The following is an 18,221-nucleotide window of genomic DNA, read 5'->3' on the forward strand; positions in this document are numbered from 1 at the left end:
GGAAAGACCACATCATGGCTGACAGCACGCCGCAGACCGGCGACACCCTGCCGGGCGGGCCGCCGTACCTGCTCCGGAGCCCGGGAGAGACGGCGGACGGCTCGGCCCCCACGCCGGCCGAGGCCTACGAGGACGCCATTCCCCCGATCCTCAGCCGGCCGGTCGTTCCCGAGGACCTCGCCCCGGAGCGGGAGGACGCCCTCACCGGGCCGGACCCGGTCGACAACGCCCTCGCCCAGGCCGTACCGCCGCCGCCCGAACACATCGCGCAGGCCGCCCTGCTGGCCGGTGACCACTGGTTCGCCCTCGTCGATCCCGCCTGGACCCAGGCCTGGCCTCCGCCCGAGTGGACGGTCGTGGGCGAGTGGCGTTCCGACGCCTCCGGCGAGATCGTGGAGTGGCGGCACAACCCGTCCTATGTGCGGTCCCCGGCTGCCCGTGGCTGGGCCCGGCCCACCGATCCGATCGACGCCGCCGTGCAGCGAGCCGCCGCGGGGTACGGGCGCGAGGACGAGGTGCCCGACCTTCTCGCACCGGCGGACGTGGCCGTGCTCGTCGGCCCGGACGGACGACCGGTGACAGCGGTCGCGCCGGACGGCACCCCCGTGATGCTCGTCTTCACCTCGCAGGCGCACCTGGCCGGCGCCGGGCGTCTCCTGTACGAGATCCACACGGTGTCGGACCTCGCCGAACAGCTGCCGGAGGAGCATCAGCTCTATCTGAACTGCTCCGCGCCGGTGTCCATGTGCGTCGAACCCGACGCACTCGACCGGGCACTCGACCGGGCACTCGCGAGAGTGCGGGCGAAGGCCGGGACGCCGGACACGTCACAGGACGCGGACCCCGCCCCGGAGCCGGACGGCGGACCGGAGGAGGACAGCGAGCCATCGGTCGGACCCGCTTCAAGTATCGAGACCACGGGATCCACACCCGGCCCTCTGGCGTCCACGCCCCGGTCCGAGCCGTCCGAGCCACTCCAAGAGCCTGAACAGCCCGAACCGTCCGCGGACGTCACCGAGGCGCGGTCGGCCGACAGCACCGACGTTCCGGAAGTCCCCGAGCCGCCGAACGCTCCGCCGTCCAACACCCTCTCCGAGAGCGTGGCCTCGGCGCTGATGACGACGAGGGGACGCTGACCGACAGTGTCGAGTTGGTCCCCGCGTACGTGGCAGGGACCACCTCGGCCCACTCCGCCCGACGTCGCCCACTTCGGACCGCGTCGGCGCCAGGAGTACGAGGCCGGCCGCGGCCCCTGCGCTCAGACGGACAGGTGCCGGCCGGGGTCCTGCTGAGCGGATCGCTCGGCCCGTGTCCACGCGGTGCTCGACACGTCGGGTACGTCTTCGGGCAGCAACTGCTGAAGCTCCTCGATGCCCGGGGACGTCAGGCCGCCGAGCCGCCGGGCCTGGCGTGTCGTCATCGACTGGAAGAGTTGCCGGGCGGTGCGGGCGTTGCCGAAGGACCGGTCCCGGGGCAGCGCGTCGAAGTACCGGTGCAGGACCTCGACCGTCCCGGGAACGCAGGTGTAGCCCGACTCGGTCGCCTGCGCGCGGACGATGGTGACCAGTTCCTCGGTGGTGTAGTCCTCGAAATGCACATGGCGGGAGAAACGCGAGGCCAGCCCGGGGTTCGAGGCGAGGAACCGCCGCATCTCGTCGCTGTACCCGGCGACGATCACGGCGACCTCGTCCCGATGGTCCTCCATCAGCTTCAGCAGGGTGTCGACCGCCTCCCGGCCGAAGTCCGACGGCGCGTGCTCCGGCGTCAGGGCGTACGCCTCGTCGATGAACAGCACGCCGCCGATGGCCCGTTCGAACACCTCGCGCGTCAACTGGGCGGTGTGGCCCACGTACCGGCCCACGAGGTCGGCCCGGGCCACCTCCACCAACTGTCCGCGTGGCAGCACGCCCAGCGCGTGGAGCAGGTCCGCGTACAGGCGGGCGACGGTGGTCTTGCCGGTACCGGGGGGCCCGGCGAAGACCAGGTGGTGGCCCAGTCTCGGGGCGGGCAGACCGACGGCCTCGCGCTGCTTGGCAGCGGCGAGGACACTGACCATGTCGCCGACCTCCCGTTTGACCGCGCCCAGGCCCACCATCGCCTCCAGCCCGGCGAGCAGTTCCCGCGGGTCGCCGGGGCCCGTCGCGCCCTGCCCGTCCTCGTCGTCGCCGACATCGGCCGGAAGCAGCAGCGTGAGATCGCTCTCGGCGGGGTCGACCACGGTCGCGAGCCGCACGGCCTGCCGGTCGACCATCTCCTCGAACACACGGCGCGCGGCGCGGCCGTTGCCGAATCCGGCGTCGCGTGGCATGCGCTCGTAGAGACGGACCAGCGCGTCACGCGTACTCGAATGCAGCGCGTAGCGGTGGGCCGTGCACATGTTCTCGGTGATCGTCACCATGTCGGCGTCGGAGTAGTCGGCGAACTCGATGCTGCGGGTGAACCGTGAGGCCAGCCCGGCGTTCGCGGTGAGGAAGCCTTCCATCTCCGCGGTGTACCCGGCGACCACGACCACCACGTCGTCACGGTGGTCCTCCATCAGTTTCACCAGGGTGTCGATGGCCTCCCGCCCGAAGTCGGCCCCCGAACCCTTGCTGTCGGAGAGCAGTGTGTAGGCCTCGTCCACGAAGAGCACGCCGCCGAGTGCCTCCTTGAAGGCCTCGGTGGTCTTGATGGCCGTGCCGCCGATGACCTGGGCCACCAGATCGGCCCGGGAGACCTCGACCAGATGTCCGGAGCGCAGCACGCCGAGTTCGGCGAGGATTCCGCCGTAGAGGCGGGCCACGGTGGTCTTGCCCGTGCCGGGTGGCCCCGCGAAGACCAGGTGCCGGCTCATGGGCGGTACGGGCATACCGAGTTTCGCCCGGCGTTGTGCCAACTGGTTGAGGTTGACCAGCGTGGCGACCTGCCGTTTGACGCCCTCCAGGCCGACCAGGGCCTCCAGTTCGGCCATCGGTCCCTTGGCCACCGGCGGCTGCGACCGCCGGTCGGCGAGACCCCCCGGGGCGTCGCCGCCGCGGGCGGCCGGTGCCGCGTCCCGGGCGCCTTCGCCGGTCGGTTCCGTGCCCCAGAAGTCCGGTACGGCGTTGTCACCGCTGGACAGGTCCTCGACGGCGAGCCGCTCGGTGGCACGGGTCAGGCGCAGGCCCGACCCCCGGTTCTCACGGGTGACGCAGCCGGTGACCGACACCGCTTCGGCGCTGTCGACCCGGATGCCGTCACCGAGGCCGCCGGTGATCTCGCACTGTCCGAGGGCGGCCCGTGCCCCGGCCGAGACCTGGACTCCGTGTGCGCCGGAAGCGGTGATGCGGGCCCGGGTGACGGTCACGTCCGCGCCGGTGCCCGCGACCACTCCCGAGGCGCCGCTCGCGTGGATCGCACCGTCGCGAAGCGTCACCCGGCCACCCTCGGAGACGAGGACCCCGCTCTCCTTGGCCGCGCGGAGCGTGCAGTCCCCCAGGAAGATGTTGCCGCCGTCGGTGATCCGGACGGCGTTCGCGCCCGCGTCCTCGATCAGGCAGCCTTCGAGCCGGCCGCGCCCGCCGTCGCAGACCTCCACGCCGTCGGTGCCCGGGGAGTGCACGGCCGCGCGGTGGAGCAGGGGGTTGGCGCCGGAACGGATCGAGACGGCGACCCCGGCCGCGTAACCGATCTCCAGCCGGTCGAACTCCGCGGCGGAGTCCTCGGCGAGCAGGACGGCCGCGCCCGTGTCGGCGCAGTCGCGCACCACCGCACGGTCGAGAACGGGTGTCGCTCCGCCCAGCACATGGATGGCATGGCCGGTGGACGACAGGAACTCGCACTCCTCGAAGGTCCCCCGCGACCGCTCGCCGACGAACAACCCGGTCGCCGCGGTCTGCGAAGTGCGGCAGCGCCGCAGGGTCGGATCACTCCCGGCGGCCACGACGATCCCCGCCTGCGAGGTCGCGGTGACGGTGACGTCCTCCAGCACCGGGCGGGCGCCGGAGGTCACGAAGACTCCGGTGGACACGTCGTGGACGGCGGTGCGCAGCACCGTCGTCGAACTGAGTCCCTCCAGAGCCACGGCAGGCTTGTCGGTGTCCGAGATCTCGCAGTCCTCCACGGAGCCACGGGCCTCGCCGTTGGCCAGCACACCGTTGCCGCGGGCGTCCCGCAGACGGCAGCCGCGGATCGTGGCGCGCGACTGCTCGCCGAGGACGATCGCGGACGATCCGACATGCTCGACCACGCAGTCCTCGACCACGCTCCCGCTCGAAGCGACATCCACGATGCCCGCGCCCGCCGGGTTGCTGATCCGGCAGCCTCGCACCGCCAGCGACCCCGACAGCCGGGCCAGTACCGCCGTCCACCCGGAACCCACGACGGTGCAGCGCTCCATGGCCACCTGCCCCCGGGGCACGTCGACCACCGGCATGTCCTCCTCGCCGCCGCGCAGGAGCAGGTCGGTGAGCATGACCTCCTCGGCCATGAGAACCAGGGCGCTGCCGTGGCGGGGGCAGATCTCGGCGCTGTCGCGGCCGCCGGAGGCGACGATCGTCACCCGGGTGCGCACGGTGAGGTTTTCGGGATAGCGCCCCGGAGCCACGCTGATGACGGCACCGGCACGTGCCTGCGCCAAGGCTTCGCTGATGGTGCGGTACCCGTCAGGGTGGTCCGGGCAGACGGTGAGCACCTGCCGTGACACTGTTCAAAACCTCCTGAGCCACGTACACGCGGTACGCGGACGCCGCGGTGGACCGGGGCCTTGGCCACGGAGCCGCGCCGATGGGGTCGGCTGTGGGCACCAGGATCATAGGCAGCCCGTTGTGCGTAGGAAGTGACCGCGGGACCGGACTCCCGCGGTCCCGCAACTCACGTACGCTGCCGCTGACTTGCCCGAACCGAACGCCGTCGGGCGTTCGCAGCCCCTTCGCGAGGATCCACTCCGTGCACGAGCCACTCACGCCTGCTCCCCTGCCGTGCCACAAGCACACGACTCCCCTGGTGCGTACCTCCTTCTCCGACGAGCGGTCGTGGCAGACCCTGCTCGTGCACGTGGGAACGCCTTCCGAGGACGACTTCCTGGCGAACGTCGACATCGTCGACGACGTCGCGTACGCGGACTGTTCGCCGGAGCGGATAGCGGGCCTGACACCACCGGAGGGGCGGCTGGTGGTGATCGCCGACGAGCACGCACTCACCGCGCCGGGCAATCCGCTTCTCGTCGTCCGTACCGGCTCCGCGCGGACTGCGGAACTTCGCGTCGTCGCATCGGAGTTGTGGTCGATCGAGAACAACCTCACCTGCGCCAACATGGACTGGGACGAATTCGTCGAAGCCGCGGACGAGGACGGCGTGTTCCGGGGCTTCTGACCGGACATCGGGCCGAAAGATTGAATGAGCTCGTACCCGACGACACGGACCGTCCGTGCCTCTTCGTGGCGGACGCCGTCACCTTCGCGCGGCCGACGGCGGCAGCGCGTGAGTGCGTTCTCCTCGTCGTCGATGTCGACGACGAGGGCCCGGACGGGAGCTTCCGGGCGGCTGCGTCGGCCCTCGCGGAGATCGAGGCGAACCTGTCGCCGGCGAACACGGACTTCGGCGACTACGTGGAGGGGGTCAACCCCGACGGGGTCTACCGCGGACTCGTCGGCATGTGATCACCGGCGGCGCGGTGGCCTGTCCGCCGGCCCGCCTCCGGCCGGGTGCGCCGGAGTTCTTCCGGGGGGCAACTCCGGTACATTCCCGTCCGTGCTGCGAATACGAGTCCTGGGTTCCCTGGGCGCCGACGTCGAGGGAACACCGGTCGAACTGGGCTCCCCGCGGCAGCGGGCCGTCTTCGGACTGCTGGTCGCGGCCCGGGGCGCGGTGGTGCCGGTGGACCGCATGGTGGACGCCGTGTGGCGCGGAGTTCCCCCGGCCAAGGCCATCGTCTCCCTGCACGCCTACGTGTCGAACCTGCGCCGCCTGCTCGAACCGCGGCGGCCCGCACGAGCACCCGCGACCGTTCTGGTCACCGCCCCGCCCGGCTACGTTCTGCGGTTGCCCCAGGACTCCGTGGACGCCTGGCGTTTCGAGGCCCAGGTGGGCCGTGCCCGGAGCGCTCCGGTGGACCGGGCCCGCGAACTGCTGACCGAGGCCCTCGGATGGTGGCAGGGCCCCGCGTTCCTTGAGCACGCGGACGAGGTGTGGGCCTCGTCGGAAGTGAGCCGGCTGACCGAGTTGTACGCACAGGCGCGGGAACTCGCCGTCGACGCCGATCTGCGCGCGGGGCACCCCGACGAGGCGACGCTGGCCGCCCAGGCCCTGGTCACGGACAACCCGCTGCGGGAGGAGGGGTGGCGACTGCTCGCGCTCGCCCATTGGGCGTGCGGCCGACAGGCGGGCGCCCTCTCCTCGTTGCGCCGTGCCGCGCGCATACTGCGGGACGAACTCGGCTGTGATCCCTCGCCCGTCCTGGTCGAGCTCGAACAAGCCGTGCTGGCCCGGCGGCTCGACGTGCTCCGGGTCGTCGTGCCCGAGTCGGTCACGGTGCCGCCGACTGCCGCGCAGGGCACCGGCGTCGCGTACCCCGTACCGGCATCCGCCGCGCCTGCCCACAGCGCCGCGGATGTCACTGCGGCTGCCGACTCCGTCGCCGTCACCGACCTGTCCGCGAACGGACGCGCCCCTTTCGTCGGCAGACACGACGAGTTGCGCGCGGTCGCCACCGCCGCGCTGGCCGCCCGGCACACGGCCAGCACCTCGCTGGTCACCGGTGAAGCCGGCGCCGGGAAGACGGCGCTGCTGGCCCGGTTCGCCGAACACCTGCGATCCGACGGGTGGTTCGTGGTGGTCGGCCGCTGCCCCGAGTACGAGGGAGCGCCGCCCGCCTGGGCCTGGGTGGAGGCCCTCGGCGCACTCGCCCGCGACATCCCCCCGGCCCAGCCGGGAGAACTGGCCGCGCTGTTGGGCGAGCCCGGTGCCGGGGAGGCCCCGACGGGCGACGCGGCGACCGTCGGACGCTTCCGTACGCACCGCGCCTTCGCCGCCTGGCTGCGGGACGCGGCGGGCCGACGGCCGCTCGCCGTGGTCCTGGAGGACCTGCACCGTGCCGACGCCGAGACGCTCGCCCTGCTCGAAGCCGCGGCAGCGGTCACCGGCGTCCCCCTCCTCACCGTCGCCAGCTACCGTCCGGCCGAGGTGGGGGAACTTCTGGGCAAGACCCTCGCCCACCTCGCTCCCGGCGCTCCGCACCGGATCGCGCTCACTGGTCTTCCACCGCAGGATGTCGCGACCCTCGTCGAGGCCGTCTGCGGCCGGCCCGTGGACGCGAGGACCGTGACGGCGCTCACCGACCGCACCGGCGGAAACCCCTTCTACGTCCTGGAGAGCGCGCGGCTGCTGGCCCGAGAAGGCGCTCTGGTGGCCGTCTCCGAGGTCCCGCAGGGCGTGCGCGACGTGCTGCGCAGACGTCTGGCTCTGCTGCCGGCCGACGCCCGCTCCGCCCTGCAGCTCACGGCCGTCGTGGGACTGGAGGCCGATGTCTCGCTCCTGATCGATGCGGCCGACCTGGACGAGGACACACTCCTGTGCGGACTGGAGGCCGCCCTCGCCGCGGATCTGCTGACCGAACCCGGCCCGGGACGCGTCCGCTTCGTGCATGCCCTGGTGCGCGACACCGTGTACACGGACCTGCCCGTCGTGCGGCGTTCCCGTCTGCACGACCGCGTGGCTCGGCGACTGCGCTGCCGTCGCCCGGACGATCTCGCCGCGCTGGCCCACCATTTCGCCCGCTCGGGCAGAGGCTCGACCGCGCCCCTGGCCATCGACTACGCACTGCGCGCGGCCGAGTTGGCCGAGCGGCGGTACGCCCACGACGTGGCCGTGGACCTGATCCAGCAGGCGCTGGGGGCGCACGCCGCCGCCGCATCCGACTCCGACGGCCATCGTGAGGCCACGGTGGTGCTCCTGGTGCGGCTGCTGGGTGCGCAGGTACGGGCCGGCGCGACCGACGCCGCTCGCATAACCCGGCAGCGCGCGGTCGACCTGGCCATACTCGCCAACCGCGACGACCTGGTGGCGGCGGTCTACGGCGCCTGGACCGAACCCTCGCTGTGGCGCAGCAGGCTGGAGGGCTTCTTCGACCGGACCGCGCTGACCCGGCTGGAGCACCTGGCACAGGACAGCACCCTGGACGACCCGACGCGCGCACGAGTGCTCCAGGTCCTCGTGGACGCCGTGGCGGCCGAGGACGCACCGCGGGCCGCCGAGGCCGCGCACGCCCAACTGGCCCTGGCCCGCGCGGACGGCGACCCCCGTCTGCTGGCCTCCGCCCTCATGACATCCGCGCGCCTCATGCCGCATGAGGCGCAGGACACCGCCCGCCCGCCCCTCGTCGCCGAGTTGCGCCGGCTCGCCCTGACCCACGATCTGCCCGCCTACGGCTGGGTGTGTGAGCACCTGGACTCCCTGACGGCCGCCGCACGCAACGATCCGGACCTGGTACACAGGCACACCACCGACGGCCTGGACATAGCGCGCCGCTACCGGATGCTGTGGGCACAGGGCATCAACACCCTCGCCTCGGCCATGCTGGCCACGATCACGGGCCGCTTCGGCGTGGCGGAGGCCGAGTACGCCGAAGCGGACGTGCTGTTGCAGCGCATCGGAGCGCACCAGGCCGCGGCCCCGCGCACACTGGGTCTGATGACCATCCGGCTCACGCAGGGCAGGACGGCCGAGATCGAGCAGGACGTCCGGGATCTGCACGCGGCCGTCGGTGACCCCGTCGCCGTGCTGCACGCGCTCGTACTGGCCCGTCTGGGCCGCATGGACGAGGCGCGACTGGTGTCCTTCCCGTCCCGGCCGGTGACGGACCATCTCTACGGGCTGGAGCTGGACTACCGCAGCGAACTCGCCGTTCTGCAGGGCGACACCGACACCGCGACCGTGCTGATCGGGCACCTCCTGCCCGTCCGGAACCAGTTCGGCGGCACCGCCGGCGGTGCCTACGCCAGTCGTCCCCTCGCCCACGCCCTCGGCGACCTGTACCGGCTGCTGAACGAGGAACAGGCCGCGGCCGACTCCTACGCGCGGGCCGAACGGGTCGCGCTCGCCTGGAACTCGACCCATCACCTGACCGCCGCCCGCCGGGCCACAGCGGAACTGCGAGCGGCCGGAGACCGGCACCGGACGTTCGCCCCCTAGGAAGGCGTCGGGGCCCGGAGTGCGCGGCCAACGAGGAGTGACCGCTCCTGGATGCGATCCCCTTCGCCACCACACCCCGATTTCACCGAGCCGGCCCGCGCACGTATCACTCTCCGTACGGCCCGTCCCGGGACGCGGTCGGCACCGTAATTCCTCGGGGTCCGCGTCGTCCAGGGCGGACAGGGCGACCTCCGGCTTTCCCGCAGCAGCCGGGCGTCCCGCGCCGTCTCCGCCGGAATCTCTCCCGGTCCCACTGGTCCGCGGGCTGCCTCTGCTGGATCTCTCACACTTTTTCCCACGGACTCCGCGTCCATCCAGAGGTAGACGCTGTGAACCCCGCTGGCCTCTACCTAGACGATCGAGACTCGCGCAGAGACCCCCGTACACAGCGGGTATGCTCCGTTTACGTGACTGCGCCCGCAAAGCCTCGTATCCCGAACGTCCTCGCCGGCCGCTATGCCTCGGCCGAGCTCGCCACCCTGTGGTCCCCCGAGCAGAAGGTGCGGCTGGAGCGTCAGCTGTGGCTCGCCGTGCTGCGGGCCCAGAAGGACCTCGGTATCGAGGTGCCCGACGCCGCGCTCGCCGACTACGAGCGGGTCCTCGACCAGGTCGACCTGGCCTCGATCGCCGAGCGCGAGAAGGTCACGCGGCACGACGTGAAGGCGCGGATCGAGGAGTTCAACGACCTCGCCGGGCACGAGCACGTCCACAAGGGCATGACGTCCCGCGACCTCACCGAGAACGTCGAGCAGCTGCAGATCCGGCTCTCCCTGGAGCTGGTGCGCGACCGCACGGTCGCCGTCCTCGCCCGGCTGGGCAGGCTCGCGGGTGAGTACGGCGAGCTGGTCATGGCGGGCCGCTCGCACAACGTGGCGGCGCAGGCGACCACCCTCGGCAAGCGTTTCGCGACCGCCGCCGACGAGCTGCTCGTCGCGCACGGCCGGGTCGAGGAACTGCTCGCCCGTTACCCGCTGCGCGGCATCAAGGGCCCGGTGGGCACGGCACAGGACATGCTCGACCTGCTGGGCGGGGACGCGGCGAAGCTCGCCGACCTGGAGCAGCGCATCGCCGGGCACCTCGGCTTCTCGCAGGCGTTCACCTCGGTGGGCCAGGTCTATCCGCGCTCGCTGGACTACGAGGTGGTGACCGCGCTGGTGCAGCTGGCCGCGGCCCCTTCCTCGACCGCCAAGACCATCCGGCTGATGGCCGGGCACGAGCTGGTGACCGAGGGCTTCAAGCCGGGCCAGGTCGGTTCCTCGGCGATGCCGCACAAGATGAACACCCGCTCCTGCGAGCGCGTCAACGGCCTGATGGTGATCCTGCGCGGCTACGCCTCGATGACGGGCGAGCTGGCGGGCGACCAGTGGAACGAGGGCGACGTGTCCTGCTCGGTGGTGCGCCGGGTCGCACTGCCTGACGCGTTCTTCGCGCTGGACGGTCTGCTGGAGACCTTCCTCACCGTCCTCGACGAGTTCGGCGCCTTCCCGGCGGTCGTCGCGCGCGAGCTGGACCGCTACCTGCCGTTCCTCGCGACGACGAAGGTCCTGATGGGCGCGGTGCGCGCGGGTGTCGGCCGGGAGGTCGCGCACGAGGCCATCAAGGAGAACGCCGTCGCCGCCGCCCTCGCCATGCGCGAGCAGGGCACCGAGCGCAACGAGCTGCTGGACAAGCTCGCCGCGGACGAGCGCATCCCGCTCGACCGCGCGCAGCTGGACGCGCTGATGGCCGACAAGCTGTCCTTCACGGGCGCCGCCGCCGACCAGGTGGCCGCGGTCGTCGCCCGGGTCGAGGAGATCCTGAAGCAGCACCCGGAAGCCGCGGGCTACACGCCGGGGGCGATCCTCTGACGCGGTTCACCCCCGCCGAACTGGAGGCCGCCCGCGACCGGCTCGTGCCGGATGTCGTCGCGGACGGTCTCCAGGTGCTGTTCTGCGGTATCAACCCCGGGCTGATGACGGCCGCGACGGGCCACCACTTCGCGCGCCCCGGCAACCGCTTCTGGCCGGTCCTGCACCTGTCCGGTTTCACCCCCCGGCTGCTGAAGCCCTCGGAGCAGGACGAGCTGTTGTCGTACGGGCTCGGCATCACCAATGTGGTGGCGCGGGCGAGTGCCCGGGCCGACGAGCTGAGCGCGGACGAGTACCGGGAGGGCGGGCGGCTGCTCGCCGCCAAGGTCGAACGGCTGCGACCACGGTGGCTCGCGGTGGTGGGCGTGACCGCCTACCGGGCGGCCTTCGACGACCGCAAGGCCATGATCGGCCCGCAGGAGCGGACGTTCGGCTCCACGCGCGTATGGGCCCTGCCCAACCCCAGCGGCCTGAACGCCCACTGGACGGCTGCGACGATGGCGGAGGAGTTCGGCCGCTTGCGGGTGGCGGCGCAGGGCTAGCGCCCGTCAGGGGCGCGGGGGACTGCGCGACCAGCCCCCACCGGCCGGCAGACGAATCACCACGCTTCACCCTGTTCACCCTTTTCACTGTGCTCACCCTGCTTCAGAAGCATGCTCACAGCGGAGCGAGCACGCAGGTCAGGGTTGTTCAGGGCGGAGCCAACTCCGTGACCAGCGCGAAGAGTTGGAACTCCTGGCCCTCCACCGGCTCGGAGACCCCCACGGCCACCCAGCGCCCCGTCCCGTCGGCCTCCCACAGGTCCACGTGTCCCACGTAGGCGCTGAGGTAGGCCCACGGCTTCGGTATCCGCTCCTCCGGGTCCTCGGAGCGCAGGAAGACACCGGCCAGACTCTTCGGTTCCGGCTCGCCCCAACGCTCCCCCAGCCGCTGCGAGACGCCCTCTCTGTAGGCGGTGAACTGGTCCGCGATCTCCTCCCGCCCGGACCGGTCGCCCGTCCCGAAACCGTGCGTCGTCTCCAGTACCACCAGGTGGTAGCCGGGTCCCCCCGCGCCGACCTCCGACCAGCCGTGCGCCGCGGGGAAGTCGCGGACGCACAGCTCGTCGATCGTGGCGAGGTGTCGCTCAGTGGTCATGAAGTCCAGTAAAGCGGTCACCACTGACATGTGGTGGCCCGTCAGGTGACAACGGCTGTCCGGACTCACGCGTTCCGACGGTCCGGACTCACGCGTCCCGGCGGTGCACACCCCACCATCCGGCCAGGAGTGCGGTCGACGTCCACACCGCTGTCACCGCGAGCCCCGCCCACGGTCCGAGCAGGCCGCCCCAGGTCTCGTGCAGGACCACCTGCCCCGCCCGGTCGGGCAAGAAGTCGGCGGCGTTCCCGGACATGTCGCCGACGACGAAGGAGACCAGCAGGAGGAAGGGGATGAGGATGCTCAGCGTGGTGACGCCGCTGCGCAGCAACGCGGTCAGACCGGCCGCGAACAGCGCCATCAGGGCCAGGTAGACGCCGCAGCCCACGACCGCGCGCAGCCCTTCGCCCCAGCTCAGCCCGTCGGCCCGGTCACCGAGGAGGGCTTTGCCCACGGCGAGGGCTACGCACCCGGTGAGAAGGCCGACGGCCAGGGCGGGGACGCCGACGGCCGTCATCTTCGCCGCGAACCACTGTCCGCGGCGGGGCACGGCGGTCAGCGAGACCCGCAGGGCACCTCCCTGGAACTCGGACGACACGGCCTGCGCGCCGAAGGTGATCGCCGCGATCTGCCCGAAGTTGACCCCGAAGAACGCAGTGAACAGCGGGTCGAAGTCCACGTCCGCGTCCCCGGAGCTGTCCGCCCCGGCCAGCGCGGAGAAGGCCGCGGTGGCGAGGATGACGGCGCCCAGTCCCACGACGAGCGACCGCAGGGTGCGGATCTTGAGCCACTCGGAGTGGAGTACGGGGGTGAACGACACGGTCAGACCTCCTGCGGCTGAGTCGGGGACTGGGCGGCGAACTCGGCCTCCGTGGCCGTCAGATCGAGGTAGGCCTGTTCCAGAGTGCCTTCCTCCGCCGCCAGTTCGAGCAGGGGCAGACCCGCGCCCGAGGCAAGGCGGCCGATGTCGTCCACGCGCGCGTGGTGCACGATCCACCGTTCGCCCTCGCCCCCTCCCTCGCCTTCTCCTTCGCCTTCTCCTTCGTTCCGCGCGGCCTCGTATCCGTGGTGTGCGAGCAGGTCGCGAAGGGCCGGGCCGTCCGTGGTGCGTACCCGTACCCGGGGGTCAACGCGCGCCTGGACGAACTCCCGCATCCCCATGTCGGCGAGCAGCCGGCCGCGGCCCAGCACGACGAGGTGATCGGCGAACGACGCGGTCTCGTTCATCAGGTGGCTGGAGACGAGTACCGTGCGGCCCTCGCGCGCGAGCCGGCGCAGCAGCTCCCTGATCCAGATGATGCCTTCGGGGTCGAGCCCGTTGGACGGCTCGTCGAGCAGGACCACCGGCGGGTCGCCCAGGAGGGCCGCGGCGATGCCCAGGCGCTGCCGCATGCCCAGGGAGTACGTCTTGACGCGGCGGCGGGCGACCGAGGCGAGGCCGGCCTCCGCCAGGACCTCGTCCACGCGGGTCTCGGGCAGGCGGTTGCTCGCCGCGAGCGCCCGCAGGTGGTCCCGGGCGGTCCGCGAACCGTGCGCGGCCCGCGCGTCGAGCAGGGCGCCGACGTGGCGCAGCGGCTCCTCCAGCCTCGCGTACGCCTGACCGCCGATGGTGGCGGTGCCGGAGGTGGGCCGGTCGAGGCCGAGCACGAGCCGCATGGTGGTGGACTTGCCCGCGCCGTTGGGGCCGAGGAATCCGGTGACCCGGCCCGGCTCGACCCGGAAGGTCAGCCGGTCCACGGCGCGGGTGGTGCCGTACTCCTTGGTGAGTTCTTGGACGTCAATGCTGGTCATGGCCCAAGGCTGGCTGCCGGGAGGGGAGTTGGTCGTCCCCCGCCCGGGGAGGGCGTCTCCCCCGCTCGGGGGAGGCTCGTTGTCGGTGCCGACTGGCACGATGACGCGATGGTCCGCCTGCTGCGCCCGCTGACCCGCGGGACGACGTACACCCGCTTCATCCACCTGTGGGTTCCCATGCTGGTGAGCAGCGTGTGGATATTCATCCAGCCCGCCACACCGTGGGCGCCCGCGCTGGTGCTGCCGCTGCTGGGTCTGATCCCGGCCGTGCGGCGCGGCGAGGGCGTGCAGGCGCGGTTCATGCTGATGCGGGACGAACAGGACCCGGCGATCTCGGTCGTCCCGTCGGCCACCTGGCGGGACCGGCTGCGGACCGTGCTGTGGCTGGAGATACGCATGGTGCTCGGCTGGGCGGCGGCCGGAGCCAGCGTCTGGCTCCCGCTGATCACCGTGGATCTGATCCGGATCTCGACCGGTTACGTACCGGACGACAATCCGTTCCTGCCGGTGCCGCACGCGCACTGGGCGTACGCCCTGCTCGCGCCGCTGACGCTGATCGCCTTCTACGGAGTGTTCATCGGTCTCGGAGAGCTGATCACGGTCGTCGCGCGCCGCCTTCTGGGGCCGTCGGCGGCCGAGCGGGTCGCCGCGCTGGAGGAGCGCACGGAGCAGCTCCTGGAGCGCACCCGCATCGCCCGTGAGCTGCACGACTCGATCGGTCACGCGCTGACGGTGGCCGTGGTGCAGGCGGGTGCCGCGCGGGCCGCCGGGGACCCCGAGTTCACCGACCGGGCCCTGCTCGCCATCGAGGACACCGGCCGCGCCGCGCTGGAGGACCTGGAGCGGGTACTCGGTGTGCTGCGCGAGTCGCGCAGGCCCGCGAGCGGCCGGCCGACCCTGGTGGAGGCCGACCGGCTCCTGGAGTCCGCCCGCACGTCCGGGGCGAAGATCGACGCCGAGCTGACGGGCCCCGTGGACACCGTGCCCGGCCCTGTCTCCCGCGAGGGCTACCGCATCCTCCAGGAGTGCCTCACCAATGTGCTGCGGCACGCGGGCCCGGTGCCCGCCCGCGTCCGTGTCGCCGTCGGGGAACGGACGCTCTCCCTGGAGGTGCGCAATCCGCTGACGGACGAGATACCGCGGCCCGGCCCGGGCGGCGGTGTGCGGGGCAGTGGTCTGCGGGGCATCCGGGAGCGGGCCGCGCTGCTGGGCGGCCGGGCGAGCACCGGCCCGGACGACGGTGACTGGCAGGTGCACGTCGAACTGCCGCTGCACTGATCTACGCTGGCCGGATGCCGGTCACCGTTCTGCTCGTCGACGACGAACCCCTCGTACGAGCCGGTCTGCGTGCCGTCCTGGAGGCGCAGCCCGACATCGAGGTCGTCGGGGAGGCCGCGGACGGCGCCGCGGTCATTCCGCTGGTGCGGCGGTTGCGGCCCGATGTCGTCGCGATGGACGTCCGTATGCCGCTGATGGACGGCATCGAGGCCACCCGCGCGGTGCTGCGGACCGTCGACCGGCCGCCGAAGATCCTCGTGATCACGACGTTCGAGAACGACGAGTACGTGTACGAGGCGCTGCGCGCGGGTGCCGACGGCTTTCTGCTGAAGCGGGCCCGGCCGGCCGAGATCGTGCACGCCGTGCGGCTGGTCGCCGAGGGCGAGTCCCTGCTGTTCCCGGCCTCCGTACGGCAGTTGGCCGCCGAGTACGGGGACGGCGAGGGGAATCCCGCGGCCCGGGCCGTGCTGAAGCGGGCGGCGCTGACCGAGCGCGAGGCGGACGTGCTGCGGCTGATGACACGGGGCCTGTCGAACGCGGAGATCGCCGCACGGCTGGTGGTCGGCACCGAGACGGTGAAGTCCCACGTCAGCGCCGTACTGTCGAAACTGGGGGCCCGGGATCGCACCCAGGCGGTGATCGCGGCATACGAGTCGGGGTTCGTGGCACCCGGCTGATTCCGGTTCCACTCGGCTGATTCCGGTCCGTGGCATGGCTCCGGGCCGGGCAGGTGATCCCCGGCACTCGCCGGGACCCGCCGCGCCGAGTACGATCCGGCCAACCAACACGCGCACGAGCTGGGAGGACGGACGTTGGGGCAGTTGACCGGCGGGGATCCCTCTCTGCTGCGGAGGATCAACTCCGCGGTGGTGCTGCACGCGCTGCGGGCCACGGACTTCGCGACACTCACCGAGATCACGCGGGTGACCGGCCTGTCCCGGCCCACCGTCGAGGGCGTCGTCGAAGGGCTCATGGACGGCGGGCTCGTCGTCGAGACCGCGGCCGACGAGAGCGCCGCACGGCGCCAGGGCCGGCCCGCGCGCCGGTTCCGCTTCCGGGCGGAGGCGGGCCATCTGCTGGGCCTGGAGATCGGCCCGCACCGGGTGGCCGTGCTCCTGTCGGACCTGGACGGCCGGGTGCTCGGTTCGCTCGCCAAGGACGTCTGCGAGACGGCGTCGGCGGACGAACGGCTGGATCGGCTGCGTACGGCCGTCGCGGAGCTGCTGCGCCGTGCCGGGGTCGCGCGCGGCTCCCTGCGGGCCGTCGGAGCGACCTCGCCCGGCATCGTCGAGGCCGACGGCACGGTACGCCTCTGTACGGCGCTGCCGGAGTGGACGGGTCTGGCGCTGGGCGAACGGCTGCGCCGCTCCTTCAAGTGCCCGGTGATCGTGGAGAACGACGCCAACGCGGCGGCCGTCGCCGAGCACTGGAAGGGCGCCGCCACCGAATCCGACGACATGGTGTTCGTGCTGGCCGGGCTGAGCCCCGGGGCCGGTTCCCTCATCGGCGGGCGGCTGCACCGCGGCTTCGGAGGGGCGGCCGGTGAGATCGGCGCGCTTCATCTGCTGGGCCGGGAGGTCACTCCGGAGACGCTGCTGTCCACGACCGACGAGCCGCTGCATCCGCTCGACGAGCAGGCGGTGGCGGAGGTCTTCAGGCACGCGCGCGCGGGCGACGAGCGGGCCCTCGCGGCCGTCGAGCGCTTCATACAGCGGCTGGTGCACGACGTCGCCGCGCTCGTTCTGGCCCTCGACCCCGAGCTCGTCGTCATCGGCGGCTGGGCGGCGGGTATCGACGGCGTACTGGAGCCGCTGCGCGAGGAGCTGGCCCGCTACTGTCTGCGGCCGCCCCGGGTGACGCTGTCGCTCCTGGGCGAGGCGGCCGTGGCGACGGGCGCGCTGCGCCTGGCCCTCGACCATGTGGAGGAGCAGCTCTTCGCGGTGGAGAGCACGGTGACGGCCCGCCGCTGAGCCCGGCAGCCGAAACGGCGGAACGTCGCGCTCCGGAGGTGGGAGCGCGACGTACGCACGCGGGTGTCGTCGGTTGACACCAGGTGACGCCGGTCAGGAAGCCCGGCGCTCCGGGTCGTGGTGGATCTCCACACCGCCGGAATCGCCGAAGGTCAGCCGGCAGGTGTCGGCGCGGTAGGTGGCGACGGAGACCGCCGCCGTGCGCCCCTCGGCGAAGTAGCGGGTCGTGAGAACGAGGACGGGCGCGCCGGGGAGCCGGTCCAGTTCCTTGGCGTCGTCCGCGCGCGCCGAGCCCAGCTCCACGGCGCGGTCCTCGCCCTCCAGGTCCAGGCGCGCGAGTTCCCGCAGGACGGCACGCGCGCGTGCGGTGCCCGACGGGGCGTCGATGCCGGACAGCTCGGGCACCGACGAGACGGGGATGTAGAGGAGCTCGGCGGCGACGGGCTGGCCGTGCGTCACCCGGGAGCGGCGCACGATGTGCACCTGGTCCTCGGGGTCGCTCTCCAGGACCTGGGCCACCGCCGAGGGCGGGGCCGCCGTCGCGCAGTCGGCGGGCTGCCAGGCGTCATCGGCCGCGCCCGGCCAGGTGTGCTGCTCGGACGCGACGGCCACGCCCATCCGCGGCGGTGCGACGGTCGTGCCGACGCCGCGGCGACGCTGCAGTCGCCCTTCCAGTTCCAGCTGTTCGAGCGCCTGGCGGAGCGTGGCCCTCGCGACGCCGAACCGGGCCGCCAGATCGCGCTCGTTGGGGAGGATCTCACCCACCGAGAACTCGGAGTCCAGTGCTTCGCTGAGCACGGTCTTCAGATGCCAGTACTTCGGTTCCGGCACCGTATCCAACTGCGTGGTCCCCACCGTGTCCTCCGCAATCGCCGTGTCCCGGCGGCTTTTAGCGCCCTTGTTTATTAAAGGTTCCTGCACTATCCCAGCGACCATATGGTGACCCCCACCCTTGGTCAAGACCAATCCTCGATCCGTTACAGCTCGCACAGGCGTGTTGCCGCAGAGCGTTCATACGACGTTCGCGATACGCCCCATACGTGACACAACG

Annotated in this window: 14 protein-coding genes; 9 read left to right on the forward strand and 5 right to left on the reverse strand. The window is 72.2% G+C overall.

Annotated elements, in window-relative coordinates; all coding sequences use genetic code 11:
* Positions 1-14 precede the first annotated feature (14 nt).
* Complete coding sequence (locus tag ACH4DZ_RS24685) at positions 15-1,136, forward strand: type VII secretion system-associated protein (RefSeq protein ID WP_398289473.1); 1,122 nt, start codon at positions 15-17, stop codon at positions 1,134-1,136.
* 122 nt (positions 1,137-1,258) lie between these two features.
* On the opposite strand, the gene ACH4DZ_RS24690 is transcribed toward ACH4DZ_RS24685, so the two are convergent.
* Positions 1,259-4,663 carry a right-handed parallel beta-helix repeat-containing protein gene (locus ACH4DZ_RS24690; RefSeq protein WP_398289474.1) on the reverse strand — a complete coding sequence of 1,135 codons (3,405 nt, stop codon included), beginning with the start codon at positions 4,661-4,663 and terminating at the stop codon, positions 1,259-1,261.
* A gap of 242 nt (positions 4,664-4,905) precedes the next feature.
* Between ACH4DZ_RS24690 and ACH4DZ_RS24695 the strand changes: the two genes are divergently transcribed.
* The 5 genes from ACH4DZ_RS24695 to mug all read left to right on the forward strand — a co-directional run bounded on the left by ACH4DZ_RS24695 (position 4,906) and on the right by mug (position 11,536).
* On the forward strand, positions 4,906-5,331 hold the full coding sequence (locus tag ACH4DZ_RS24695; protein ID WP_398289475.1) for a DUF6924 domain-containing protein: 426 nt from the start codon (positions 4,906-4,908) through the stop codon (positions 5,329-5,331).
* Positions 5,238-5,618 (forward strand): DUF6924 domain-containing protein, encoded by a 381-nt coding sequence (locus ACH4DZ_RS24700; RefSeq protein WP_398289476.1) that lies wholly within the window; start codon positions 5,238-5,240, stop codon positions 5,616-5,618. Before ACH4DZ_RS24695 ends, ACH4DZ_RS24700 begins: the two co-directional genes overlap by 94 nt.
* A gap of 91 nt (positions 5,619-5,709) precedes the next feature.
* Positions 5,710-9,147 carry a BTAD domain-containing putative transcriptional regulator gene (locus ACH4DZ_RS24705; protein WP_398289477.1) on the forward strand — a complete coding sequence of 1,146 codons (3,438 nt, stop codon included), beginning with the start codon at positions 5,710-5,712 and terminating at the stop codon, positions 9,145-9,147.
* 407 nt (positions 9,148-9,554) lie between these two features.
* The gene (gene purB, locus ACH4DZ_RS24710; RefSeq protein WP_398289478.1) at positions 9,555-10,994 is read left to right on the forward strand and encodes an adenylosuccinate lyase; all 1,440 of its coding nucleotides are present in this window, start codon (positions 9,555-9,557) and stop codon (positions 10,992-10,994) included.
* Positions 10,991-11,536: a G/U mismatch-specific DNA glycosylase gene (gene mug, locus ACH4DZ_RS24715; RefSeq protein ID WP_398289590.1), complete on the forward strand. Its 546-nt coding sequence runs from the start codon at positions 10,991-10,993 to the stop codon at positions 11,534-11,536. The genes purB and mug overlap by 4 nt, the downstream gene beginning before the upstream one ends.
* 148 nt (positions 11,537-11,684) lie before the next feature.
* Here the strand turns inward: mug and ACH4DZ_RS24720 are convergent, their stop codons facing one another.
* The 3 genes from ACH4DZ_RS24720 to ACH4DZ_RS24730 form a co-directional block, all read right to left on the reverse strand.
* Positions 11,685-12,131, reverse strand: coding sequence for a hypothetical protein (locus tag ACH4DZ_RS24720; protein WP_398289479.1), 447 nt, complete (start codon positions 12,129-12,131; stop codon positions 11,685-11,687).
* 88 nt (positions 12,132-12,219) lie between these two features.
* The gene (locus tag ACH4DZ_RS24725; RefSeq protein ID WP_398289480.1) at positions 12,220-12,951 is read right to left on the reverse strand and encodes an ABC transporter permease subunit; all 732 of its coding nucleotides are present in this window, start codon (positions 12,949-12,951) and stop codon (positions 12,220-12,222) included.
* A gap of 2 nt (positions 12,952-12,953) precedes the next feature.
* Positions 12,954-13,922 carry an ABC transporter ATP-binding protein gene (locus ACH4DZ_RS24730; protein ID WP_398289481.1) on the reverse strand — a complete coding sequence of 323 codons (969 nt, stop codon included), beginning with the start codon at positions 13,920-13,922 and terminating at the stop codon, positions 12,954-12,956.
* 108 nt (positions 13,923-14,030) lie between these two features.
* Here ACH4DZ_RS24730 and ACH4DZ_RS24735 point away from each other — a divergent pair, with 108 nt between their 5' ends.
* From ACH4DZ_RS24735 to ACH4DZ_RS24745, 3 genes are all read left to right on the forward strand, one after another.
* Positions 14,031-15,200 (forward strand): sensor histidine kinase, encoded by a 1,170-nt coding sequence (locus tag ACH4DZ_RS24735; protein WP_398289482.1) that lies wholly within the window; start codon positions 14,031-14,033, stop codon positions 15,198-15,200.
* 14 nt (positions 15,201-15,214) lie between these two features.
* Positions 15,215-15,877, forward strand: a complete 663-nt coding sequence (locus tag ACH4DZ_RS24740) for a response regulator (RefSeq protein WP_398289483.1) — start codon at positions 15,215-15,217, stop codon at positions 15,875-15,877.
* 135 nt (positions 15,878-16,012) lie between these two features.
* On the forward strand, positions 16,013-17,170 hold the full coding sequence (locus tag ACH4DZ_RS24745) for an ROK family transcriptional regulator (RefSeq protein WP_398289484.1): 1,158 nt from the start codon (positions 16,013-16,015) through the stop codon (positions 17,168-17,170).
* A gap of 93 nt (positions 17,171-17,263) precedes the next feature.
* On the opposite strand, the gene ACH4DZ_RS24750 is transcribed toward ACH4DZ_RS24745, so the two are convergent.
* Positions 17,264-18,025 carry a GntR family transcriptional regulator gene (locus ACH4DZ_RS24750; RefSeq protein WP_398289591.1) on the reverse strand — a complete coding sequence of 254 codons (762 nt, stop codon included), beginning with the start codon at positions 18,023-18,025 and terminating at the stop codon, positions 17,264-17,266.
* Positions 18,026-18,221: the final 196 nt, after the last annotated feature.

Source organism: Streptomyces sp. NPDC017991 (assembly GCF_044328075.1).
In the GTDB taxonomy this organism is placed as follows: Bacteria; Actinomycetota; Actinomycetes; order Streptomycetales; family Streptomycetaceae; genus Streptomyces.